At 65.0% G+C, this 15884-nt stretch carries 16 protein-coding genes; 6 read left to right on the top strand and 10 right to left on the bottom strand.

Annotated elements, in window-relative coordinates:
- Nucleotides 1-25: 25 nt before the first annotated feature.
- Nucleotides 26-685, bottom strand: a complete 660-nt coding sequence (locus tag LK539_RS14495; RefSeq protein ID WP_227801699.1) for an outer membrane beta-barrel protein — start codon at nt 683-685, stop codon at nt 26-28.
- Between the two features lie 325 nt (nt 686-1010).
- Here LK539_RS14495 and LK539_RS14490 point away from each other — a divergent pair, with 325 nt between their 5' ends.
- Entirely contained in the window at nt 1011-2657 is a 1647-nt protein-coding gene (locus LK539_RS14490) for a glycosyltransferase family 4 protein (protein WP_227801697.1), read from the top strand.
- Between the two features lie 115 nt (nt 2658-2772).
- On the opposite strand, the gene LK539_RS14485 is transcribed toward LK539_RS14490, so the two are convergent.
- Nucleotides 2773-3174 carry a DoxX family protein gene (locus LK539_RS14485; RefSeq protein WP_227801696.1) on the bottom strand — a complete coding sequence of 134 codons (402 nt, stop codon included), beginning with the start codon at nt 3172-3174 and terminating at the stop codon, nt 2773-2775.
- A gap of 131 nt (nt 3175-3305) precedes the next feature.
- On the opposite strand from LK539_RS14485, the gene LK539_RS14480 reads away from it, so the two are divergent.
- From LK539_RS14480 to LK539_RS14470, 3 genes are all read left to right on the top strand, one after another.
- A complete protein-coding gene (locus tag LK539_RS14480; protein WP_227801694.1) occupies nt 3306-4202 on the top strand; it encodes a LysR family transcriptional regulator in 897 nt (298 codons plus the stop codon).
- Between the two features lie 486 nt (nt 4203-4688).
- Entirely contained in the window at nt 4689-6023 is a 1335-nt protein-coding gene (locus LK539_RS14475) for a transcriptional regulator (protein ID WP_227801693.1), read from the top strand.
- 87 nt (nt 6024-6110) lie between these two features.
- Nucleotides 6111-6638, top strand: a complete 528-nt coding sequence (locus LK539_RS14470) for a YggT family protein (RefSeq protein ID WP_227801692.1) — start codon at nt 6111-6113, stop codon at nt 6636-6638.
- 73 nt (nt 6639-6711) lie between these two features.
- Here the strand turns inward: LK539_RS14470 and LK539_RS14465 are convergent, their stop codons facing one another.
- From LK539_RS14465 to LK539_RS14430, 8 genes are all read right to left on the bottom strand, one after another.
- On the bottom strand, nt 6712-7653 hold the full coding sequence (locus LK539_RS14465; RefSeq protein WP_227801691.1) for a carbohydrate kinase family protein: 942 nt from the start codon (nt 7651-7653) through the stop codon (nt 6712-6714).
- 10 nt (nt 7654-7663) lie between these two features.
- A complete protein-coding gene (locus tag LK539_RS14460) occupies nt 7664-8965 on the bottom strand; it encodes a zinc-ribbon and DUF3426 domain-containing protein (RefSeq protein WP_227801690.1) in 1302 nt (433 codons plus the stop codon).
- Nucleotides 8966-8968: 3 nt separating this feature from the next.
- Nucleotides 8969-9925 carry a 50S ribosomal protein L11 methyltransferase gene (gene prmA, locus LK539_RS14455; protein ID WP_227801689.1) on the bottom strand — a complete coding sequence of 319 codons (957 nt, stop codon included), beginning with the start codon at nt 9923-9925 and terminating at the stop codon, nt 8969-8971.
- Nucleotides 9922-11322 carry an acetyl-CoA carboxylase biotin carboxylase subunit gene (gene accC / locus LK539_RS14450; RefSeq protein ID WP_227801688.1) on the bottom strand — a complete coding sequence of 467 codons (1401 nt, stop codon included), beginning with the start codon at nt 11320-11322 and terminating at the stop codon, nt 9922-9924. The genes prmA and accC overlap by 4 nt, the downstream gene beginning before the upstream one ends.
- 99 nt (nt 11323-11421) lie before the next feature.
- Nucleotides 11422-11895 carry an acetyl-CoA carboxylase biotin carboxyl carrier protein gene (gene accB / locus LK539_RS14445; RefSeq protein ID WP_227801686.1) on the bottom strand — a complete coding sequence of 158 codons (474 nt, stop codon included), beginning with the start codon at nt 11893-11895 and terminating at the stop codon, nt 11422-11424.
- A gap of 95 nt (nt 11896-11990) precedes the next feature.
- Nucleotides 11991-12428 (bottom strand): type II 3-dehydroquinate dehydratase, encoded by a 438-nt coding sequence (gene aroQ / locus LK539_RS14440; protein WP_227801684.1) that lies wholly within the window; start codon nt 12426-12428, stop codon nt 11991-11993.
- A gap of 239 nt (nt 12429-12667) precedes the next feature.
- Nucleotides 12668-13222 (bottom strand): TlpA disulfide reductase family protein, encoded by a 555-nt coding sequence (locus LK539_RS14435; protein WP_227801683.1) that lies wholly within the window; start codon nt 13220-13222, stop codon nt 12668-12670.
- A complete protein-coding gene (locus tag LK539_RS14430) occupies nt 13219-13848 on the bottom strand; it encodes a hypothetical protein (protein WP_227801682.1) in 630 nt (209 codons plus the stop codon). The genes LK539_RS14435 and LK539_RS14430 overlap by 4 nt, the downstream gene beginning before the upstream one ends.
- A 90-nt stretch (nt 13849-13938) precedes the next feature.
- On the opposite strand from LK539_RS14430, the gene mpl reads away from it, so the two are divergent.
- Nucleotides 13939-15309 carry a UDP-N-acetylmuramate:L-alanyl-gamma-D-glutamyl-meso-diaminopimelate ligase gene (mpl, locus tag LK539_RS14425; protein WP_227801681.1) on the top strand — a complete coding sequence of 457 codons (1371 nt, stop codon included), beginning with the start codon at nt 13939-13941 and terminating at the stop codon, nt 15307-15309.
- Nucleotides 15306-15881 carry a YqiA/YcfP family alpha/beta fold hydrolase gene (locus LK539_RS14420; protein ID WP_227801680.1) on the top strand — a complete coding sequence of 192 codons (576 nt, stop codon included), beginning with the start codon at nt 15306-15308 and terminating at the stop codon, nt 15879-15881. The genes mpl and LK539_RS14420 overlap by 4 nt, the downstream gene beginning before the upstream one ends.
- The last annotated feature ends 3 nt before the right edge of the window (nt 15882-15884 follow it).

Genomic DNA, 15884 nt, shown 5'->3' with positions numbered 1-15884 from the left:
GCCACCGTCGATCCTGGCCGGCGCCTCAGAACTGCCGGCTATAGCCCAGCGTGAGCGCGCCGAAACGCTTGCGCGCATAACGCACCGCGGGCGGTCCTTCGGCTTCCGGACGCGGCAGGGCGAGCCAGGTGGTTTGCAGCGACACGCTGGACTGCGCAGAGACGCGGTAGCCCAGGCCGGCGCGCAGCTGCCATGCGAAGCCGCTCTGCGACGCCGGGCCGAAGCAACTGCAGCCATCCCCCAGGCCCACCCGCGGCATGGTCGCGCGCCCCCAGCCGATGCCTGCGCCGACGAAGGCATCGATCGATTCATTCAGTTGCTCGACGCGGTAGACATTCGCGAACAGCGCCTGGTAGCGGCCCCGCGCGCCGAGCGCCGCGCTGCGCGGCCCGATCGTCAGTCGTTTGGTCTTCATGCGGCCGGCTTCATATTCCAGCTCGTAGCGTGCATGTCCGGACTGGCGGCCAAGCACCAGGCCGGCGTGCGCCCCGCGGTCCAGGTCCAGGCGCGCCGTCGCCAAGCTGCCCGCGCCGTAGTCCACCTGGGCATTCCAGGATGTCGGTGTGTTCACGCCCGCATGCGCGCCCCAGTAGCGTACCGCGTCGGCGGCGCCGGCCTGGGTGCACAGCAGCGTGGCGGCTGCGATCACGCCCAGGCGGGCGCACCATTGGGTCATGTTGCTCATACGTCCTCCTGTTTACCGTAACCGGTGCGAAGACCGTACCCAGGTCGGCCGCGTAGCGCATCGAAAGGCCTGGCGCACCGGCGAGCCAGGCAGCGGCCCCATTCATTCCGAAGTGTAGTGCGGCCGCCCGGCTCCAGATGAGCCCGTTAGAGCCGGTTCTGTGCGAGATCAAAGCCTTGCGTCTCCTAAGCAATAAATGGCGCTCCCGCCATGCTGTCGTCGTCGAGGGCCACGCTTGCGCCATGCTCCAGGCGCCACCGCTATCATGGCCGGCACAGGTCAGCGGTATCCGTCGTCCCGGGATCGCTTGGCCGCAGGAGACCACATGCCCGACAGTTTTGCCTTGCACTACATTCCAGAATCGTTCTCCGTGGCCGGCCAGAAGCTGATGGGCCGGCAATCGGCCGGCGTGGGCCTGCTGCAGGCACTCGCGCGGTACGACGGCTGGGACGCGATCGGTTGTTTCGCCGCGGAGCGCAGCCACGCCGAGGCGTTTGAAGCAGCGCTGCGTGCCGATGGCTACCGTGGCGAGATCGGCTGGGTGCCGCCTTCGGCGCCGCAGCGCCTGGAGCGCTTCGGCTGCCTGTACCATCCCGGTCCCGGCATCGAGCGCCTGGCCTGGCGCCGGCTGGCGGCGGGCGAGCACCGCTACAGCCTGTGCGGCATCACCCATGCCACCGCCTCGCACGAGATGATGAGCATGGTGACCGACTTGCTGGTGGCGCCGGTGCGCAGCTGGGACGCGATCGTCTGCACCTCGCGCGTGGTGCGCGACAGCCTGCGCGTGCTGGTCGAGGAACAGGCCGACTACCTGCGCACGCGGCTCGCCGCCCAGCGCTTCGAACTGCCCCAGCTGCCCTTGATCCCGCTCGGCGTGCACTGCGCGGACTTCACGCCGGATGCAGGGCGGCGCGAACAGGCGCGTGCGCGCATGGGCATCGGCGCCGACGATGTGGCCTTCCTCTACCTGGGCCGCCTGTCGGTGCATGCCAAGTCGCATCCGCAGCAGATGTTTAGCGCGCTGGAACGCGCCGACAAGGGCGGGCGGCGCGTGCACCTGATCATCGCCGGCTGGTACGCGGGCGAAGCGATCGAGGCCGCGTTTCGCGAAGCGGCGGCGCTGCTGTGCCCTTCGGTGCGGCTGGTCGAACTCGATGGCCGCCTGCCGGACGCCCAGCTCGATGCCTGGGCTGCCGCGGACGTGTTCACCTCGCTCGCCGACAATGTGCAGGAAACCTTCGGCCTGACCCCGGTCGAAGCGATGGCGGCCGGGCTGCCCTGCGTGGTGTCGGACTGGAACGGCTACCGCGACACGGTGCGCGACGGCGTCGACGGCTACCGCATCCCGACCGTGATGCCGGGACCGGGCGCGGGCCTCGACCTGGCGTTGCGCTACGACGATGGCGTGGACAGCTTCGACATGTACTGCGGCCACGCCAGCCAGGCGGTGGCGGTGGATGGTGCGCTGCTGGCGCAGGCCTACGGACAGCTGGTGCGCGATGGGAGTCTGCGGCGCCGCCTGGGCGAGCAGGCGCGCCGGCATGCGCAGGCGGAATACGACTGGAGCGCGATCCTGGCGCGCTACCGCGTGCTGTGGGACGAGCTGGCCGAGCGCCGCCGCGCCGATCCGAAGCTGGCGCCGCCGCTGCCGGCGCGCGCACCGGACCGCCCCGATCCCTTCAAGCTGTTCGCGAGCTATGCGACGCGGCCGCTCACGGCGGCCTCGCTGGTGGAATTGACGCCGGACTCCTCGCTGGCCCTGGTGAAACAGTACCGGGAGCTGGCGATCAACCGCTTCGCCGCGGCCTCCCTGCCGACGATGGAAGACTTCGGGCAGCTGTTCGGCGCGATCGGTCCGCGCCCGGTGGAGGTGGAGGAACTGATCGACACGCTGGGACCGTGCGACCGCCCAACGCTGCTGCGCGGGCTGGCCTGGCTGTGCAAGATGGATTTGCTCCGGGTGGTCGAGTAATCCGTAGGGTGGGCGGGTCTCCCGCCCACGCGGTCAAGCTGCGCTACTGCAGCCTGTGCGCCTGTTCAAATTGAAACTATCACCGCGTGGGCGTAATTTCGAGCATTGCCCGAAATTACCCTGCCCGCCCTACGGCGCCGGCACCGAAAGCCACCACCTGCAGCAGGCCACCCGCCATCGCGATGTTCTTCATGAAGTGGATCAGCTGGTTCTGGTCGCCGAGGGCGTTGTGGAACACCAGCGCGGTCACCACCGAGAAGGCTGCCAGCAGGGCGGCCACAAGGCGCGTCTTGATGCCCAGCGCGAGCATCACGCCGCCACCCAGTTCGATCGCGATCGCGGCCACCAGGCCGAGCGTTGCGAACGGCAGTCCCACCGATTCGATGTAGCCGATGGTGCCACTCGGTGCGAGCGCCTTGCCGACGCCGCTCAAGACGAAGATCGCGGCGAGCAGCACGCGGCCGATGGCCGGCAGGGTGGATTGGGTGGCGGTCGATTGGGTGGCGATGGTATTCATGGCAGCTCCTTTGGATGTTGGGTTCGGTTTGTCTGCGCAGTGTTTGTCGCTGCGATGAAGTCATCTTAGGCATCAGGGACCAATCGAGGAAGCCTATATAATTCGATGATAAATATCGAAGGAGTAGATGGATGCTCGACGGCCTCACCATGGACCAGCTGCGCACTTTCATTGCCGCAGCCGACGAGGGCAGCTTCTCCGCCGCGGGACGCAAGCTGCGGCGCGCGCAGTCGGTCGTCAGCCACACGCTGGCCAATCTCGAACTGCAGGTGGGCTTTGCACTGTTCGACCGTAGCGCGCGCTATCCGCAACTCACCGAGGCCGGGCGCTCGCTGCTGGAGCAGGCGCGTGCGGCGGCGGACAGCATGGACGCCTTCAAGGCGCGGGCACGCACGCTGGCGGAAGGACTCGAGCCCGAACTCGCGGTTGCGGTCGACGTGATGTTCCCGATCGCGACGCTCACCAATGCGGTGCAGGCCTTCCACCGCAGCTTCCCCGCCACGCCGCTGCGCCTGTACGTCGAAGCCCTTGGCGCGGTCGTGCAGCCGCTGCTCGATGGCCGGTGCCGCATCGCCGTGATCGGATCGCTGCCCGACGTCCCGCAGGGCTGCGCGTCCGAGTACCTCGCCGCGATCCCGTCGGCCACCGTCGCCGCCCCTGGACATCCGCTCGCAAAAATCAAGGGCACTGTCTCGCGTGCCGAGATGTCAAAGCATGTGCAGCTGGTGCTCACCGACCGTTCCTCGCTCACAGCGGGCCGCGAGTTCGGCGTGATGTCGCCGCTGGTGTGGCGGCTGGCCGATCTCGGCGCCAAGCACGCGTTCCTGCGCGCGGGCCTCGGGTGGGGCAGCATGCCACTGCATATGGTGCGTGGAGATCTCGCCGACGGATCATTGCAGCAGCTCCGTTTGAAAGCGCATCCATTGTTGGGAACGGCTTTTTCAATGCATGCGATCTGGCTCAAAGACCAGCCGCCAGGACCGGCGGGAAGATGGTTTGTCGATCAGTTGAAATGCGATTCCGTGTGATGGTTGACGGACGAATGCGCAATAGCATGTTTAAGTGCGAAACATGATTTGGTTTGTGGCGGATGGGTTGCGCACTCACAAAGTTTTCGTGTACTTTACGTGTTTGAATTTGTCAAAACGTGAACATGTGATATTGTCGCGTGCATCCGGGCAGTAATCGATCGATAAATAGGACACTGATTCAATCAGTATGCACTTAAGCGAAGCGAAAAGAACAAGCCGCACTGCCTGACCGAGTTCAGGCAAGGCGGCTTTTTCTTTTCGCGCCCGCAAGGGTAGCGATGTGAAAACGCGTTGAGTCGGTTACCTAGCGACGTTGGCTGAAGCGCTGCAATTGTGAGGAGTTGCAGCAGTTCAGCCGGTGCCGGATTCATTGGCCCAAATCGCCTGACGGTTTGGTCCGATGAATAATTCGCCCGCCACAGTTTGGGTGGGCGGGTTTTAAAACTTGAGCGTATTTCTCATCGCAGATGAAGGAGAATCAAAATGGCAACCGCTAAGAAACCAGCAGCAAAGGCTGCAGCCGAGAAACCGGCAGCTAAGAAATCCGCAGCCGCAAAACCGGCAGCCAAGGCCGCCCCGGCCAAGGCAGCCGCTAAGCCTGCTGCTAAGAAAGCTGCAGCAAGCAAGACCACCGCTACCAAGTCGGCAGCAAAACCGGCAGCAAAGAAAGCCGCCGCCAAGCCGGCAGCAAAGCCTGCTGCTAAGAAAGCTGCAGCAACCAAGACCGCTACCAAGGCAGCAGCTAAGCCGGCAGCGAAGAAGGCTGTTGCTAAACCGGCAGCAAAACCGGCAGCGAAGAAAGCTGCTGCTAAACCGGCAGCAAAGCCGGCAGCAAAGAAAGCTGCTGCCAAGCCGGCAGCAAAAGCCGCAACCAAGTCGGCAGCAAAGCCTGCAGCAAAGAAAGCCGCTGCTAAACCGGCAGCAAAGCCGGCAGCGAAGAAAGCCGCTGCTAAGCCGGCAGCGAAAGCCGCTACCAAGTCGGCCGCAAAGCCAGCAGCAAAGAAAGCCGCTGCTAAGCCGGCAGCAAAAGCCGCAACCAAGTCGGCAGCAAAGCTTGCAGCGAAGAAAGCTGCTGCTAAACCGGCAGCAAAGAAAGCCGCCGCTAAACCGGCAGCAAAAGCTGCTAGCAAGTCGGCAGCCAAGCCGGCCGCTAAAAAAGCTGCTGCTAAACCGGCCGCCAAGCCTGCCGCTAAAAAGGCCGCTGCTAAACCGGCAGCCAAGAAAGCCGCCGCCAAGCCGGTAGCAAAAGCAGCCGCGACCAAATCGGCCGCTAAGCCTGCTGCGAAGAAAGCCGCTGCTCCAGCTAAAGCCGCTGCAAAACCGGCTGCAAAGAAAGCCGCAGCGCCGGCCAAAGCCGCGGCTAAACCCGCTGCAAAGAAAGCCGCAGCGCCGGCGAAAGCCGCCGCTAAACCGGCTGCCAAGAAAGCTGCAGCACCGGCTAAAGCCGCTGCTCCGGCAAAATCGGCTGCTCCGGCTAAATCGGCTGCTCCGGCTAAATCGGCTGCTCCGGCTAAATCGGCTGCTACCAAAACCGCTGCGACCAAATCGACCGCTGCCAAATCCGCCGCCAAGCCTGCTGCAAAGCCGGCCGCAAAAGCGGAAGCCAAACCGGAAGTGAAAGCGGAATCGAAACCGGAAACCAAGGCCGAAGCCAAGCCGGAAGTGAAAGCCGATTCCAAGGCTGATTCGAAAGCCGATTCCAAGGCGGATTCGACCGATTCGAAATCGGACAGCAAGGCAGCCGCACCGGCTCCGGCAGCGAAAACCACGCTGTCGCCGGCAGCCGCATGGCCGTTCCCGACCAGCAGCCGTCCGTAATTCCGGCTCGATAGCGAGTCTTGCCTGGATCAGGCAAAATACCGCTGTGTGATCTTTCACACGGCGGTTTTTTTTTGAGGAGCCTACGTGCTGTCCATTCTCCAGTTTATCGTCGATACCGCTGCCGGCCTGCTGGGCGGATTGCTCCTGCTGCGCTTCTGGATGCAGGCAACCCGCGTGCGTCCGCCGCAGCAGATCGGCCAGTTCACCTTTACCCTGACCGACTGGATGGTGCTGCCGCTGCGGCGCCTGGTGCCGGGCATGGGCGGCTATGACTGGGCGAGCCTGATCGGCGCCTTCCTGGTCGTGCTGCTGGCCAGTTCGCTGCTGCTGGTGGCGGGGGCGCCGGGGGAGATGGTGCTGATGCACGCCCTGTACCGCTTCCTGACCTGGATCCTGTACGGCTTCATGGCGCTCCTGATCATCGATGCGATCTTCAGCTGGGTCAATCCGCATGCGCCGCTGGCGCCCTTCGTGCACGCGCTGAATACGCCGATCCTGCGGCCGATCCGGCGCGTGGTGCCGCCGGTTGGCGGAATCGATCTGTCGGTGCTGGTGGCGCTGGTGCTGATCCAGATTATCCAGTTCGTGCTGCGGCAGGTGTTTTACGGGTAATCCGGTAACGCGCTGCGCCAATAAAAAATGGGTCCCGATGGGACCCATTTTTTTGCCCGGTGAGCGCGGACTGTCAGCGGAACTTGTACCCGAATGCCGCCTCAAACTTCTGTTCGACTTCCTGCGCGGTAAAGCTGTGGTTCTGGCCACCGATCGAGCCAATCTTGATGGCGCCCAGCAGGCTCGCGATGCGGCCGGTGGTGGGCCAGTCGAGGCCATTCGTGATCCCGTACAGCAGGCCGGCGCGGTAGGCGTCGCCGCAGCCGGTCGGGTCGACGATGTTCTCGGCCTTCACGGCCGGGATGCGGTGGTGTTCGCCGCCGGCGTAGATGTCCGAACCTTCGCCGCCGCGGGTGACGATCAAGGCATCCAGGCGCGCGGCGATGTCGGCCAGGCTCAAGCCGGTGCGGTCCATCACCACTTCGAATTCGTAATCGTTGCACGCCAGGTAGCTGGCCCCGTCGATGAAGCGGATCAGTTCGTCGCCCGAGAACATCGGCAGCTGCTGGCCCGGATCGAACATGAAGGGGATCTTGCGGGCGGCGCAGTCGGCCGCGTGCTTGATCATGCCGTCGCGGCCGTCCGGCGAGATGATCGCCACGCGCAGCGCGCCCTGGTCGGCGACACTGTTCTCGTGCGAGTGCTGCATCGCGCCCGGGTGGAAGGCGTTGATCTGGTTGTTGTCCTGGTCCGCGGTGACGAAGCACTGGGCGGTGTAGGCGTCAGGGATGGTGCGGATGCCGCGCGTTTCGAGGCCCTGCTTCTTCATACGCTCGAGGTAGTCGCCGCCGTCCTGGCCGATGGTGCCCATGATCAGCGGTTCGCCGCCCAGCAGCTTGAGGTTGTAGGCGATATTCACCGAGCAGCCGCCGTACTCGAGGCGCATGGTCGGCACCAGGAAGGAGACGTTCACACGGTGCAGCTGGTCGGCCAGCAGGGTGTCGGCGAAGCGGCCGTGGTACTGCATGATCTTGTCGAACGCGATCGATCCGCAGATCAGGGCGGTTTTGGTCATGGATGGGCTTTCAAGGGTAGAAGACGGCGATATGGTAGCCGGACGGCGCCGGCTCCTCGACGCGGAAGTGCAGCTTGATCGGCTGCTCGGCGTGCGCGGCGAATCCGGCGGCCAGCAGCGGGCCGGCCGGCAGGTAGTCGCGCGGACCGAACACGCGCCGCACCAGCGGCTTGTCTTCGGCGTCGGACAGGGTCAGTTCGATGCTGGGCCAGGCCTGCGTGGCCTCGCCCTGGTTGCGCAGCTGGGTGCTGAAGGTATAGGCGTTGCCGCCCAGCGTGGTCAGCTCGCCGGTGTCGATCACCAGCTGCTCGATCTGCGCCGGCAGTTCGATGCGGCAGCCGAGCACGCCGCACAGCGACACCAGGCTGGGTTTCAATCCGGGGTAGCGCGCCGCCAGCGGATCGTGGAAGCTGCGCACGGCCTGGGCCGCGGCCAGCACCAGCAGCAGCAGGCTGCCGACGGCCATGGCGATGCGCAGCGCCTTGCCCGAGCGTTCGCGCTGGCGTCCACGCCGCACGAACTCCGGCTCGTCCGGCTCCGGCACGCGCAGCTTGGGCGGCTCGATCCTGGTGGGGGTCAGCTTGGAGCGGCGTGCACGCGCTTCGGCAGCCTTGGTACGCGGCGTACGCGGCGCGACCGGCGGTGCGCTGGGCGGCAGCGGCATGGTGACGGTGGCGGGCCCCGATTCGCGCAGCAGCAGCGGCGGCGCGGACGATGCGGTCCTCGCGGCCGCAGGAGCGGGCGAAGCGGCAGGGGCGGGCGCAGGATCCGGGTCGTAGTAATGGCCTGGTGGCGGCGCCGCGACCAGCGCTTCATCGACCTGCAGCTCGGCCGCAGGCGCTTCCGGCCCCAGTTCCGGTTCCGGCGCAGGTGATGGCTCAGGGGCCGGCTCAAGTGTCGTCTCAGGTGCTGGCTCGGGCACAGGCTCCGGAGTCGGTTCCGGCTGCGCCTCGGCCACGGGCGCGGTCAAGGACTTGCCCTCGGCCGCGCCATCCTCGTCGCTTACCTGCGGAATGATGCCGAAGGGCGCGAAGGTGCGGTCGAATTCGAGGGTATAGATGGGGTCTTCGGCCGCTTCCCCGGCTGCCGGAGCCGGGACTGCGGTCTCCGCATCCGTTGCACGGCGGCGGCGTGGAGAAGAAGATGGAGGAGGGGAAGGCGGCGCCGCGGTGGCCAGGTCAACCAGCGCGGTGTTACCGTCGAATACCTCGGTGCAGGCGCCACAACGCACGATGCCCCCGCGCAGCTTGAGCTGGTCCGCGGCGACGCGGAACATCGTGCCGCAGTGGGGGCATTGGGTGGCGAGCGCCATGCGTCAGCCGGCAGTGGCGGAGCGCGGCGCGGGTGCGGTGTCCTGGCCGAGCGTCCCGTGAAGGGCAACCCAGCCGTCCTGCTCGGCCCAGACGCCCAGCTTGATGAAAGGTGCGTAGGCGGCCGCGACTTCCTCCGCCTGGCGCGCCAGCACGCCCGACAGGATCAGGCTGCCGCCAGGCGCCACGCGGCCCGACAGCATCGGCGCCATCAGCTTCAATGGGCTCGACAGGATGTTCGCCACCACGATGTCGAACTGGCCCTTGGCGTGGCGCTCGTTCGGCGTCACGGCCAGGTCGTCCGGCACGTAGAAGTCGATCGCACAGCCATTGCGTTCGGCATTGGCGCGCGCGGATTCGATTGCCTGCGGATCGATGTCGACGCCGGCCACATCGCCGGCGCCGAGCTTCTTGGCGACCATCGCCAGGATGCCCGAGCCGCAGCCGTAGTCCAGCACCGATTTGCCCGGCGCCGGATGCGCTTCCAGCCATTCCATGCACAGGCGGGTGGTCGGGTGGCTGCCGGTGCCGAAGGCCAGGCCGGGATCGAGTTCCAGGATGAGGCCATTCGGGTCCGGCGCTTCGTGCCAGCTCGGCACGACCCAGATGTTCTTGCCGATGTGGATAGGCTCGAACTGGGATTGCGTGAGGCGCACCCAGTCGGCGTCCGCCACCGCGCGGGTGGTAAAGGAGGGCACGACCGGCAGCCTGATGGCGTTGGCGGCTTCCTGCACGATCGCGAACTGGTCGGCATCTAGGTCGGTGAGCGCGACGACGCGCGAATGGTCCCAGGCCGCTTCGGTCGGCTCCATGCCCGGCTCGCCGAACAGCGGCTTTTCCGCCTCCGTGCCTTCGTCCGCGTCTTCCACCGAGACCGACAGGGCGCCCGCTTCCATCAGGGCGTCCGACAGGGCCTCCGCGTGGTCACGCGCTACTTCGATGACGACTTCGGTCCAACTCATGCGTCTACCTTAACTTCCGATTTGGCGCCGATGCCCGTTTCCTTCGGCAGGTCCGGCTTGGCGGCCAGCTTCTGCTCCAGGTAATGGATGTTGGTGCCGCCCTCGATGAAGCGGGCGTCGACCATCAGCTCACGGTGCAGCGGGATATTGGTGAGAATACCTTCAACCACCATTTCCGAGAGCGCGATTTGCATGCGGCGGATCGCCTGCTCGCGCGTCGCACCGTAGGAAATTACCTTGCCGATCATCGAGTCGTAATGAGGTGGAACATAATATCCTGCATACGAGTGCGAATCGACACGGATGCCGGGACCGCCCGGCGGGTGCCAGCTGGTGATGCGGCCCGGCGACGGGGTGAACTTGAACGGGTCTTCGGCATTGATGCGGCACTCGATCGCGTGGCCCGACAGCATGATGTCGCGCTGGCGGAAGCGCAGCTTCTCGCCGCAGGCGATGCGGATCTGTTCCTGCACGATGTCGATCCCGGTGATCATCTCGGTGACCGGGTGTTCCACCTGCACGCGGGTGTTCATTTCGATGAAGTAGAACTCGCCGTTCTCGTACAGGAATTCGAAGGTGCCGGCGCCGCGGTAGCCGATCTTGCGGCAGGCCTCGGCGCAGCGGTCGCCGATCTTCTCGATCAGCTTGCGCGGGATGCCCGGCGCCGGTGCTTCTTCGATGACTTTCTGGTGGCGACGCTGCATCGAGCAGTCGCGTTCGCCCAGCCAGACGGCGTTCTTGTGTTCGTCGGCGAGGATCTGGATCTCCACGTGGCGCGGATTTTCCAGGTACTTCTCCATATAGACTTCCGGATTGCCGAAGGCGCTGCCGGCTTCGGTCTTGGTCATCTGCACGGCGCCCAGCAGCGCGGCTTCGGTATGCACCACGCGCATGCCGCGACCGCCGCCGCCGCCGGCGGCCTTGATGATGACCGGGTAGCCGATGCGGCGCGCGGTCTGGATGATTTCCTTCGGATCGTCCGGCAGGGCGCCGTCCGAACCGGGCACGCAGGGCACGCCGGCCTTGATCATTGCCTGCTTGGCCGAGACCTTGTCGCCCATCAGGCGGATCGAGTCCGAACGCGGGCCGATGAAGACGAAGCCGGATTTCTCGACGCGCTCGGCAAAGTCGGCGTTCTCCGACAGGAAGCCATAGCCCGGGTGGATCGCCTCGGCGTCCGTCACTTCGGCGGCGCTGATAATGGCCGGCATGTTCAGGTAGCTGAGCGCCGACTGGGCCGGCCCGATGCAAACCGATTCGTCGGCCAGCTTGACGTACTTGGCGTCCTTGTCGGCCTCGGAGTGAACGACAACCGTCTTGATGCCCAGCTCACGGCAGGCGCGCTGGATACGCAGCGCGATTTCACCACGGTTGGCGATGAGGATTTTTTCAAACATGGTAGGTTCGGTGTTTCAGTGAAAACCGGCGCAGCCTGTAAAAGCACGCGCCGGACACGACATAGGATGGGCTGGCGGCAGGGCGCCGCCGGAGGCTGCTTAGCCGATCACGAACAGCGGCTGGCCAAATTCGACCGGTTGGCCGTTTTCCACGAGGATCTTGGTGACCGTGCCGGCGACGTCGGCATCGATCTCGTTCAGGAGCTTCATCGCTTCGATGATGCACAGGGTATCGCCCTGCTTGATGCTCTGGCCGACTTCGACGAAGGCGGCGGCGCCCGGGGCCGAGGAGCGGTAGAAGGTGCCGACCATCGGCGACTTCACCACGTGGCCGGTCGGCTCGGCGGCAACGGCCGGGGCTGCTGCCGGTGCGGCGGCGGCCGGGGCGGCCTGCGGAGCGGGTGCGGCGTAGTGCTGCACGGCCTGCTGCGGGACCATCATCATCCCGTTGTTCTGCGGGTTTGCGGACGACTTGACGATGCGGACCTTGCTTTCGCCTTCGGTCACTTCGAGTTCAGCGATGTCCGATTCGGCGACCAGGTCGATCAAAGTCTTGAGTTTTCTGAGATCCATGTGAAACCCCTTGGAATGTTTTATTCGTTTTTAAGAGAGCTGGCAACGCGATGGCGGGTCGCCCTGCGGCCGCTGATACATGAAGTTGACGTAGATTAACGCGATTTAAGCGCAAAGTCGATGGCAAACCGGTATCCGTCCGGACCCAGGCCGCAGATCACGCCTTGCGCAATTGCGGACAGGTACGAGTGGTGCCGGAAGGGCTCGCGGGCGTGGACATTCGAGATGTGCACCTCCACGAACGGGATCGCCACCGCAGCAAGCGCATCGCGCAAGGCCACGCTGGTATGGGTCAGGCCGCCCGGATTGATGACGATCGCATCCACGCCTTCGCCGCGGGCGGCGTGGATGCGGTCGATCAGGGCTCCTTCATGGTTGCTCTGGAAGCAGTCGAGGCTTGCGCCCGCGCCGAGAGCCTGTGCCTCTGCTGCCTGCTCGATGTCGGCCAGCGTCGTCGCGCCGTACACCGCAGGCTCCCGGGTCCCCAATAAATTGAGGTTGGGGCCATTAAGCAGCAGTAGCTTTTTCGCCATGTTGAAGAGTCTGAACGCCCGAAAGGAAGGCATTGTGCCGCCAAGCTCGACTATTGGCAAGCAGTAAAATTGTCAGGCGATAGGGGCATGTTCGGAGAAGTTCGGAAAAGAACGATCGTTCGCCCGGCCGCTTTTCGTAGGGTGGGCGGCTATGCCGCCCACGCGTTCAAATTACGGTGCTGCTGCCTGCGCGGCTGTTCAATTGCTGACTGGCCGCGTGGGCGGGAAACCCGCCCACCCTACAACTTCGCTAAATCTGCGCGCAGTTCGTCGAACTTCAGCTTGCCTAGATAAGTCTTGCGCACCTGCCCGTCGGCCCCGATCAGGACCGTATACGGCAGGCCGCCCGCACTGTTGCCGAATTCGCGCGACAGCTCGGTGCCGCCCATGCCGGCCACGTACAGCGGGTAGGCGATCTTCAGCTTGGCCGCGAATTCGTTCATGTTCGAGGGCGAATCGATGCCGATGCCGATCACATTGAAGGTCTTGCCGCCGTCCGTATGCGCCAGCTCGGACAGTTCCGGCATCTCCTGCACGCAGGGCGCGCACCAGGTGGCCCAGAAATTCACCACCAGCGGCTTGCCGCGCCACTGGGCCAGCGATTGCGGCTTGCCCTGCAGGTCGTTCAGCGACTGCTTGAAGAGATTGTCCACCGCCGTATGCGGCTTGCCGCCGGTCGGCGCAATGGCGGTGGTATAGGGAGGCACTTCCTTTTTATTGATCGCCACGAGGGCGCCCATGATGCCGAACAGCGCGGCGACGGCCACATACGCAGCCACATGCTTTTTATTCATTCGTCCTGTTCCAGTGTTTCGTCATTCGCCATCAAGGCGCGCAGCCCCGCTGCGTCAACCCGTTGAAGGCGGCCATCCGCGCGCGGCTTCAGTGCCCCGCGCAAGTCATGAAAGTCGTACAACTCGGCATGAATAGTTTCCTTATGCCACATGAAGCTCACCGTTTCAACCGGATCGTGCCGTCCGCCCTTGAAATGGGGCGTTTCGGAGATCTCTATATTGACGTTACGGTTGAGCAGGTAGATCTCGACTTCCTTGGCGCTTTCCGCAAACAGCTGCAGGTGGATGTCGTCATGCTCGCCCGCGGTGCCGTTGAGCACGGCGCCGGTGAGGTAGGGGCGGAAATCGGCGAGCTGGTCCATTACCTGCAGGGCGGCCTCGCGCATGGCGAGCAGGCGCGCGGCCTGGCCGGCGCCGCCGAACAGCTGCTGGTATTTACGGACTTCGTCCTCGATCTGCAGGTTGTCGGGCATCAGGTTGGGGCTGGGGCGGTCGACCCCGAGCACCTGGCGGGCGGCCTTGCGGCGCGCGGTGTCGTAGTCGGCGCCATCCTGGGCGATCATGCGCGCCGCATTGGCAGCAATTTCAGCGCGCAACTGGAGTACATCACTATTCGGTGTAGGCATGATGCTTGAATCATACTCTTAAGCGGAAAATGACAGCGGGTCGGGTAGAATCGCGCTTTCGGTCCCTACCGCAGCTATTTCTTTTCGACCATGCACATTCATATCCTCGGTATTTGCGGCACCTTCATGGGTGGCCTGGCGGTCCTGGCGAAGGAAGCCGGCCACCGCGTCACCGGTTGCGACGCCAACGTCTATCCCCCGATGAGCACCCAGCTGGAAGCCCAGGGCATCGAGCTGATCCAGGGCTATGGCCCGGACCAGGTGTCGCTGAACCCGGATCTGTATGTGATCGGCAATGTCATGACGCGAGGGAATCCGCTGATCGAAGAGATCCTGAACCGCGGCCTGCCCTATGTCTCCGGCCCGCAGTGGATTGGCGAACACATCCTGCGCGACAAGTGGGTGCTGGCCGTGGCCGGTACGCACGGCAAGACCACGACCACCTCGATGCTGGCCTGGATCCTGGAAGACGCGGGCTACGCGCCGGGCTTCCTGATCGGCGGCGTGCCGATGAACTTCGGCATCTCGGCGCGCCTGCACGGCGACAAGCCGAGCGAGTTCTTCGTGATCGAGGCGGACGAATATGACACCGCCTTCTTCGACAAGCGCAGCAAGTTCGTCCACTACCACGCCAAGACCGCGGTGCTGAACAACCTGGAATACGATCATGCCGACATCTTCCCGGACATCGGCGCCATCGAAACCCAGTTCCATCACCTGGTGCGCACTGTGCCGGGCGTGGGCCGCCTGGTGGTGAACGGCGACGAAGCCTCGCTGGCCCGCGTCCTGAAGCGCGGCTGCTGGAGCGAGAAAGAGACCTTCGGCGCCGCCGACGGCGTGAACTGGACCCTGGTCGAGCATCCGGGCGGCGCCAGCTTCGACGTCCTGTTCAATGGCGACGTGCAAGGCACCGTGCACTGGGAACTGACCGGCCACCACAACCGCTCGAACGCGCTGGCCGCGATCGCCGCCGCGCGCCACGTCGGCGTGCCGACCTCGCAGGCGATTGCCTCGCTGTCGCGCTTCCAGAGCGTCAAGCGCCGCATGGAAGTGCGCGGCACCGTCAACAATGTCACCGTGTACGACGACTTCGCCCACCATCCGACGGCGATCGCCACCACCGTGGGCGGCCTGCGGCAGAAGATCGGCACGGGCGGCCGCATCCTGGCCGTGCTGGAGCCGCGCTCGAACACCATGAAGCTGGGCGCCATGAAGGATGCGCTGCCCGGCAGCCTGAAGGACGCCGACCTGGTGTTCGGCTTCGGCAGCCAGCAGGCCTTGGGCTGGTCGCTGGCCGATGCGCTCAAACCGCTGGGCGCGATCGCCCACAGCTTCGACCAGCTCGACTACATGGTGCAGGCGATCGTGCAGGCGGCCCAGCCGGGCGACCATATCCTCGTGATGAGCAACGGCGGCTTCGGCGGCGTGCACCAGAAACTGCTGGACGCCCTGGCTCCATGATTCTGTACCTGCATGGGTTTCGCTCCTCGCCCCGGTCCTTCAAGGCGCGCGTGGTGCACCAGGCCCTGGCGGACGCAGGGCGCGCGGGTGAGCTGATCTGCCCGCAGCTGCCGGCCTCGCCGAAGGAAGCGATGGCCCTGGCACTGCTGCTGGCCGAGCGCCATGCGCCGGACAACCTGGCCATCATCGGCTCCTCGCTGGGCGGCTTCTACGCCACCTGGCTGGCCGAGCGCCTGGACGTGCCGGCGGTGCTGCTCAACCCGTCCGTGAATCCACTGAAGAACCTGGAGCACCACGTCGGCGTGACCACGGCCTGGCATTCGGACGAAGCTTTTGAATTCCGCCGCGAATACATCGACGAGCTGGCGGCGCTGCGCGTCGAGAAGATTACGAAACCGCAGCGTTATTACCTGCTGGCCGCGACCGGCGACGAAGTGCTCGACTACCGCGACATGGTGGCGCACTACGCGGGCGCAAAGCAGCACGTGATCGAAGGCAGCGACCATGCGATCTCTGAATTCCCGCAATACGTGGACGACGTGCTGGCCTTCTGCGCGAGCCGGGTGCAGTGAGGG

Source organism: Massilia sp. IC2-476 (genome assembly GCF_020707295.1).
GTDB lineage: Bacteria > Pseudomonadota > Gammaproteobacteria > Burkholderiales > Burkholderiaceae_D > Telluria.
Note: the sequence above shows the minus strand (reverse complement) of the source record. Positions and strands in the feature narration are given on the sequence as shown.

Bases quoted from the DNA above. Each gene is read 5' to 3' on its own strand.
- aroQ (WP_227801684.1), bottom strand. From the start codon at position 12,428: ATGGCGAAAAAGCTACTGCTGCTTAATGGCCCCAACCTCAATTTATTG.
- LK539_RS14495 (WP_227801699.1), bottom strand. From the start codon at position 685: ATGAGCAACATGACCCAATGGTGCGCCCGCCTGGGCGTGATCGCAGCC.
- accB (WP_227801686.1), bottom strand. From the start codon at position 11,895: ATGGATCTCAGAAAACTCAAGACTTTGATCGACCTGGTCGCCGAATCG.
- LK539_RS14475 (WP_227801693.1), top strand. From the start codon at position 4,689: ATGGCAACCGCTAAGAAACCAGCAGCAAAGGCTGCAGCCGAGAAACCG.
- LK539_RS14435 (WP_227801683.1), bottom strand. From the start codon at position 13,222: ATGAATAAAAAGCATGTGGCTGCGTATGTGGCCGTCGCCGCGCTGTTC.
- accC (WP_227801688.1), bottom strand. From the start codon at position 11,322: ATGTTTGAAAAAATCCTCATCGCCAACCGTGGTGAAATCGCGCTGCGT.
- LK539_RS14460 (WP_227801690.1), bottom strand. From the start codon at position 8,965: ATGGCGCTCGCCACCCAATGCCCCCACTGCGGCACGATGTTCCGCGTC.
- LK539_RS14420 (WP_227801680.1), top strand. From the start codon at position 15,306: ATGATTCTGTACCTGCATGGGTTTCGCTCCTCGCCCCGGTCCTTCAAG.
- LK539_RS14465 (WP_227801691.1), bottom strand. From the start codon at position 7,653: ATGACCAAAACCGCCCTGATCTGCGGATCGATCGCGTTCGACAAGATC.
- LK539_RS14480 (WP_227801694.1), top strand. From the start codon at position 3,306: ATGCTCGACGGCCTCACCATGGACCAGCTGCGCACTTTCATTGCCGCA.
- mpl (WP_227801681.1), top strand. From the start codon at position 13,939: ATGCACATTCATATCCTCGGTATTTGCGGCACCTTCATGGGTGGCCTG.
- LK539_RS14485 (WP_227801696.1), bottom strand. From the start codon at position 3,174: ATGAATACCATCGCCACCCAATCGACCGCCACCCAATCCACCCTGCCG.
- prmA (WP_227801689.1), bottom strand. From the start codon at position 9,925: ATGAGTTGGACCGAAGTCGTCATCGAAGTAGCGCGTGACCACGCGGAG.
- LK539_RS14430 (WP_227801682.1), bottom strand. From the start codon at position 13,848: ATGCCTACACCGAATAGTGATGTACTCCAGTTGCGCGCTGAAATTGCT.
- LK539_RS14490 (WP_227801697.1), top strand. From the start codon at position 1,011: ATGCCCGACAGTTTTGCCTTGCACTACATTCCAGAATCGTTCTCCGTG.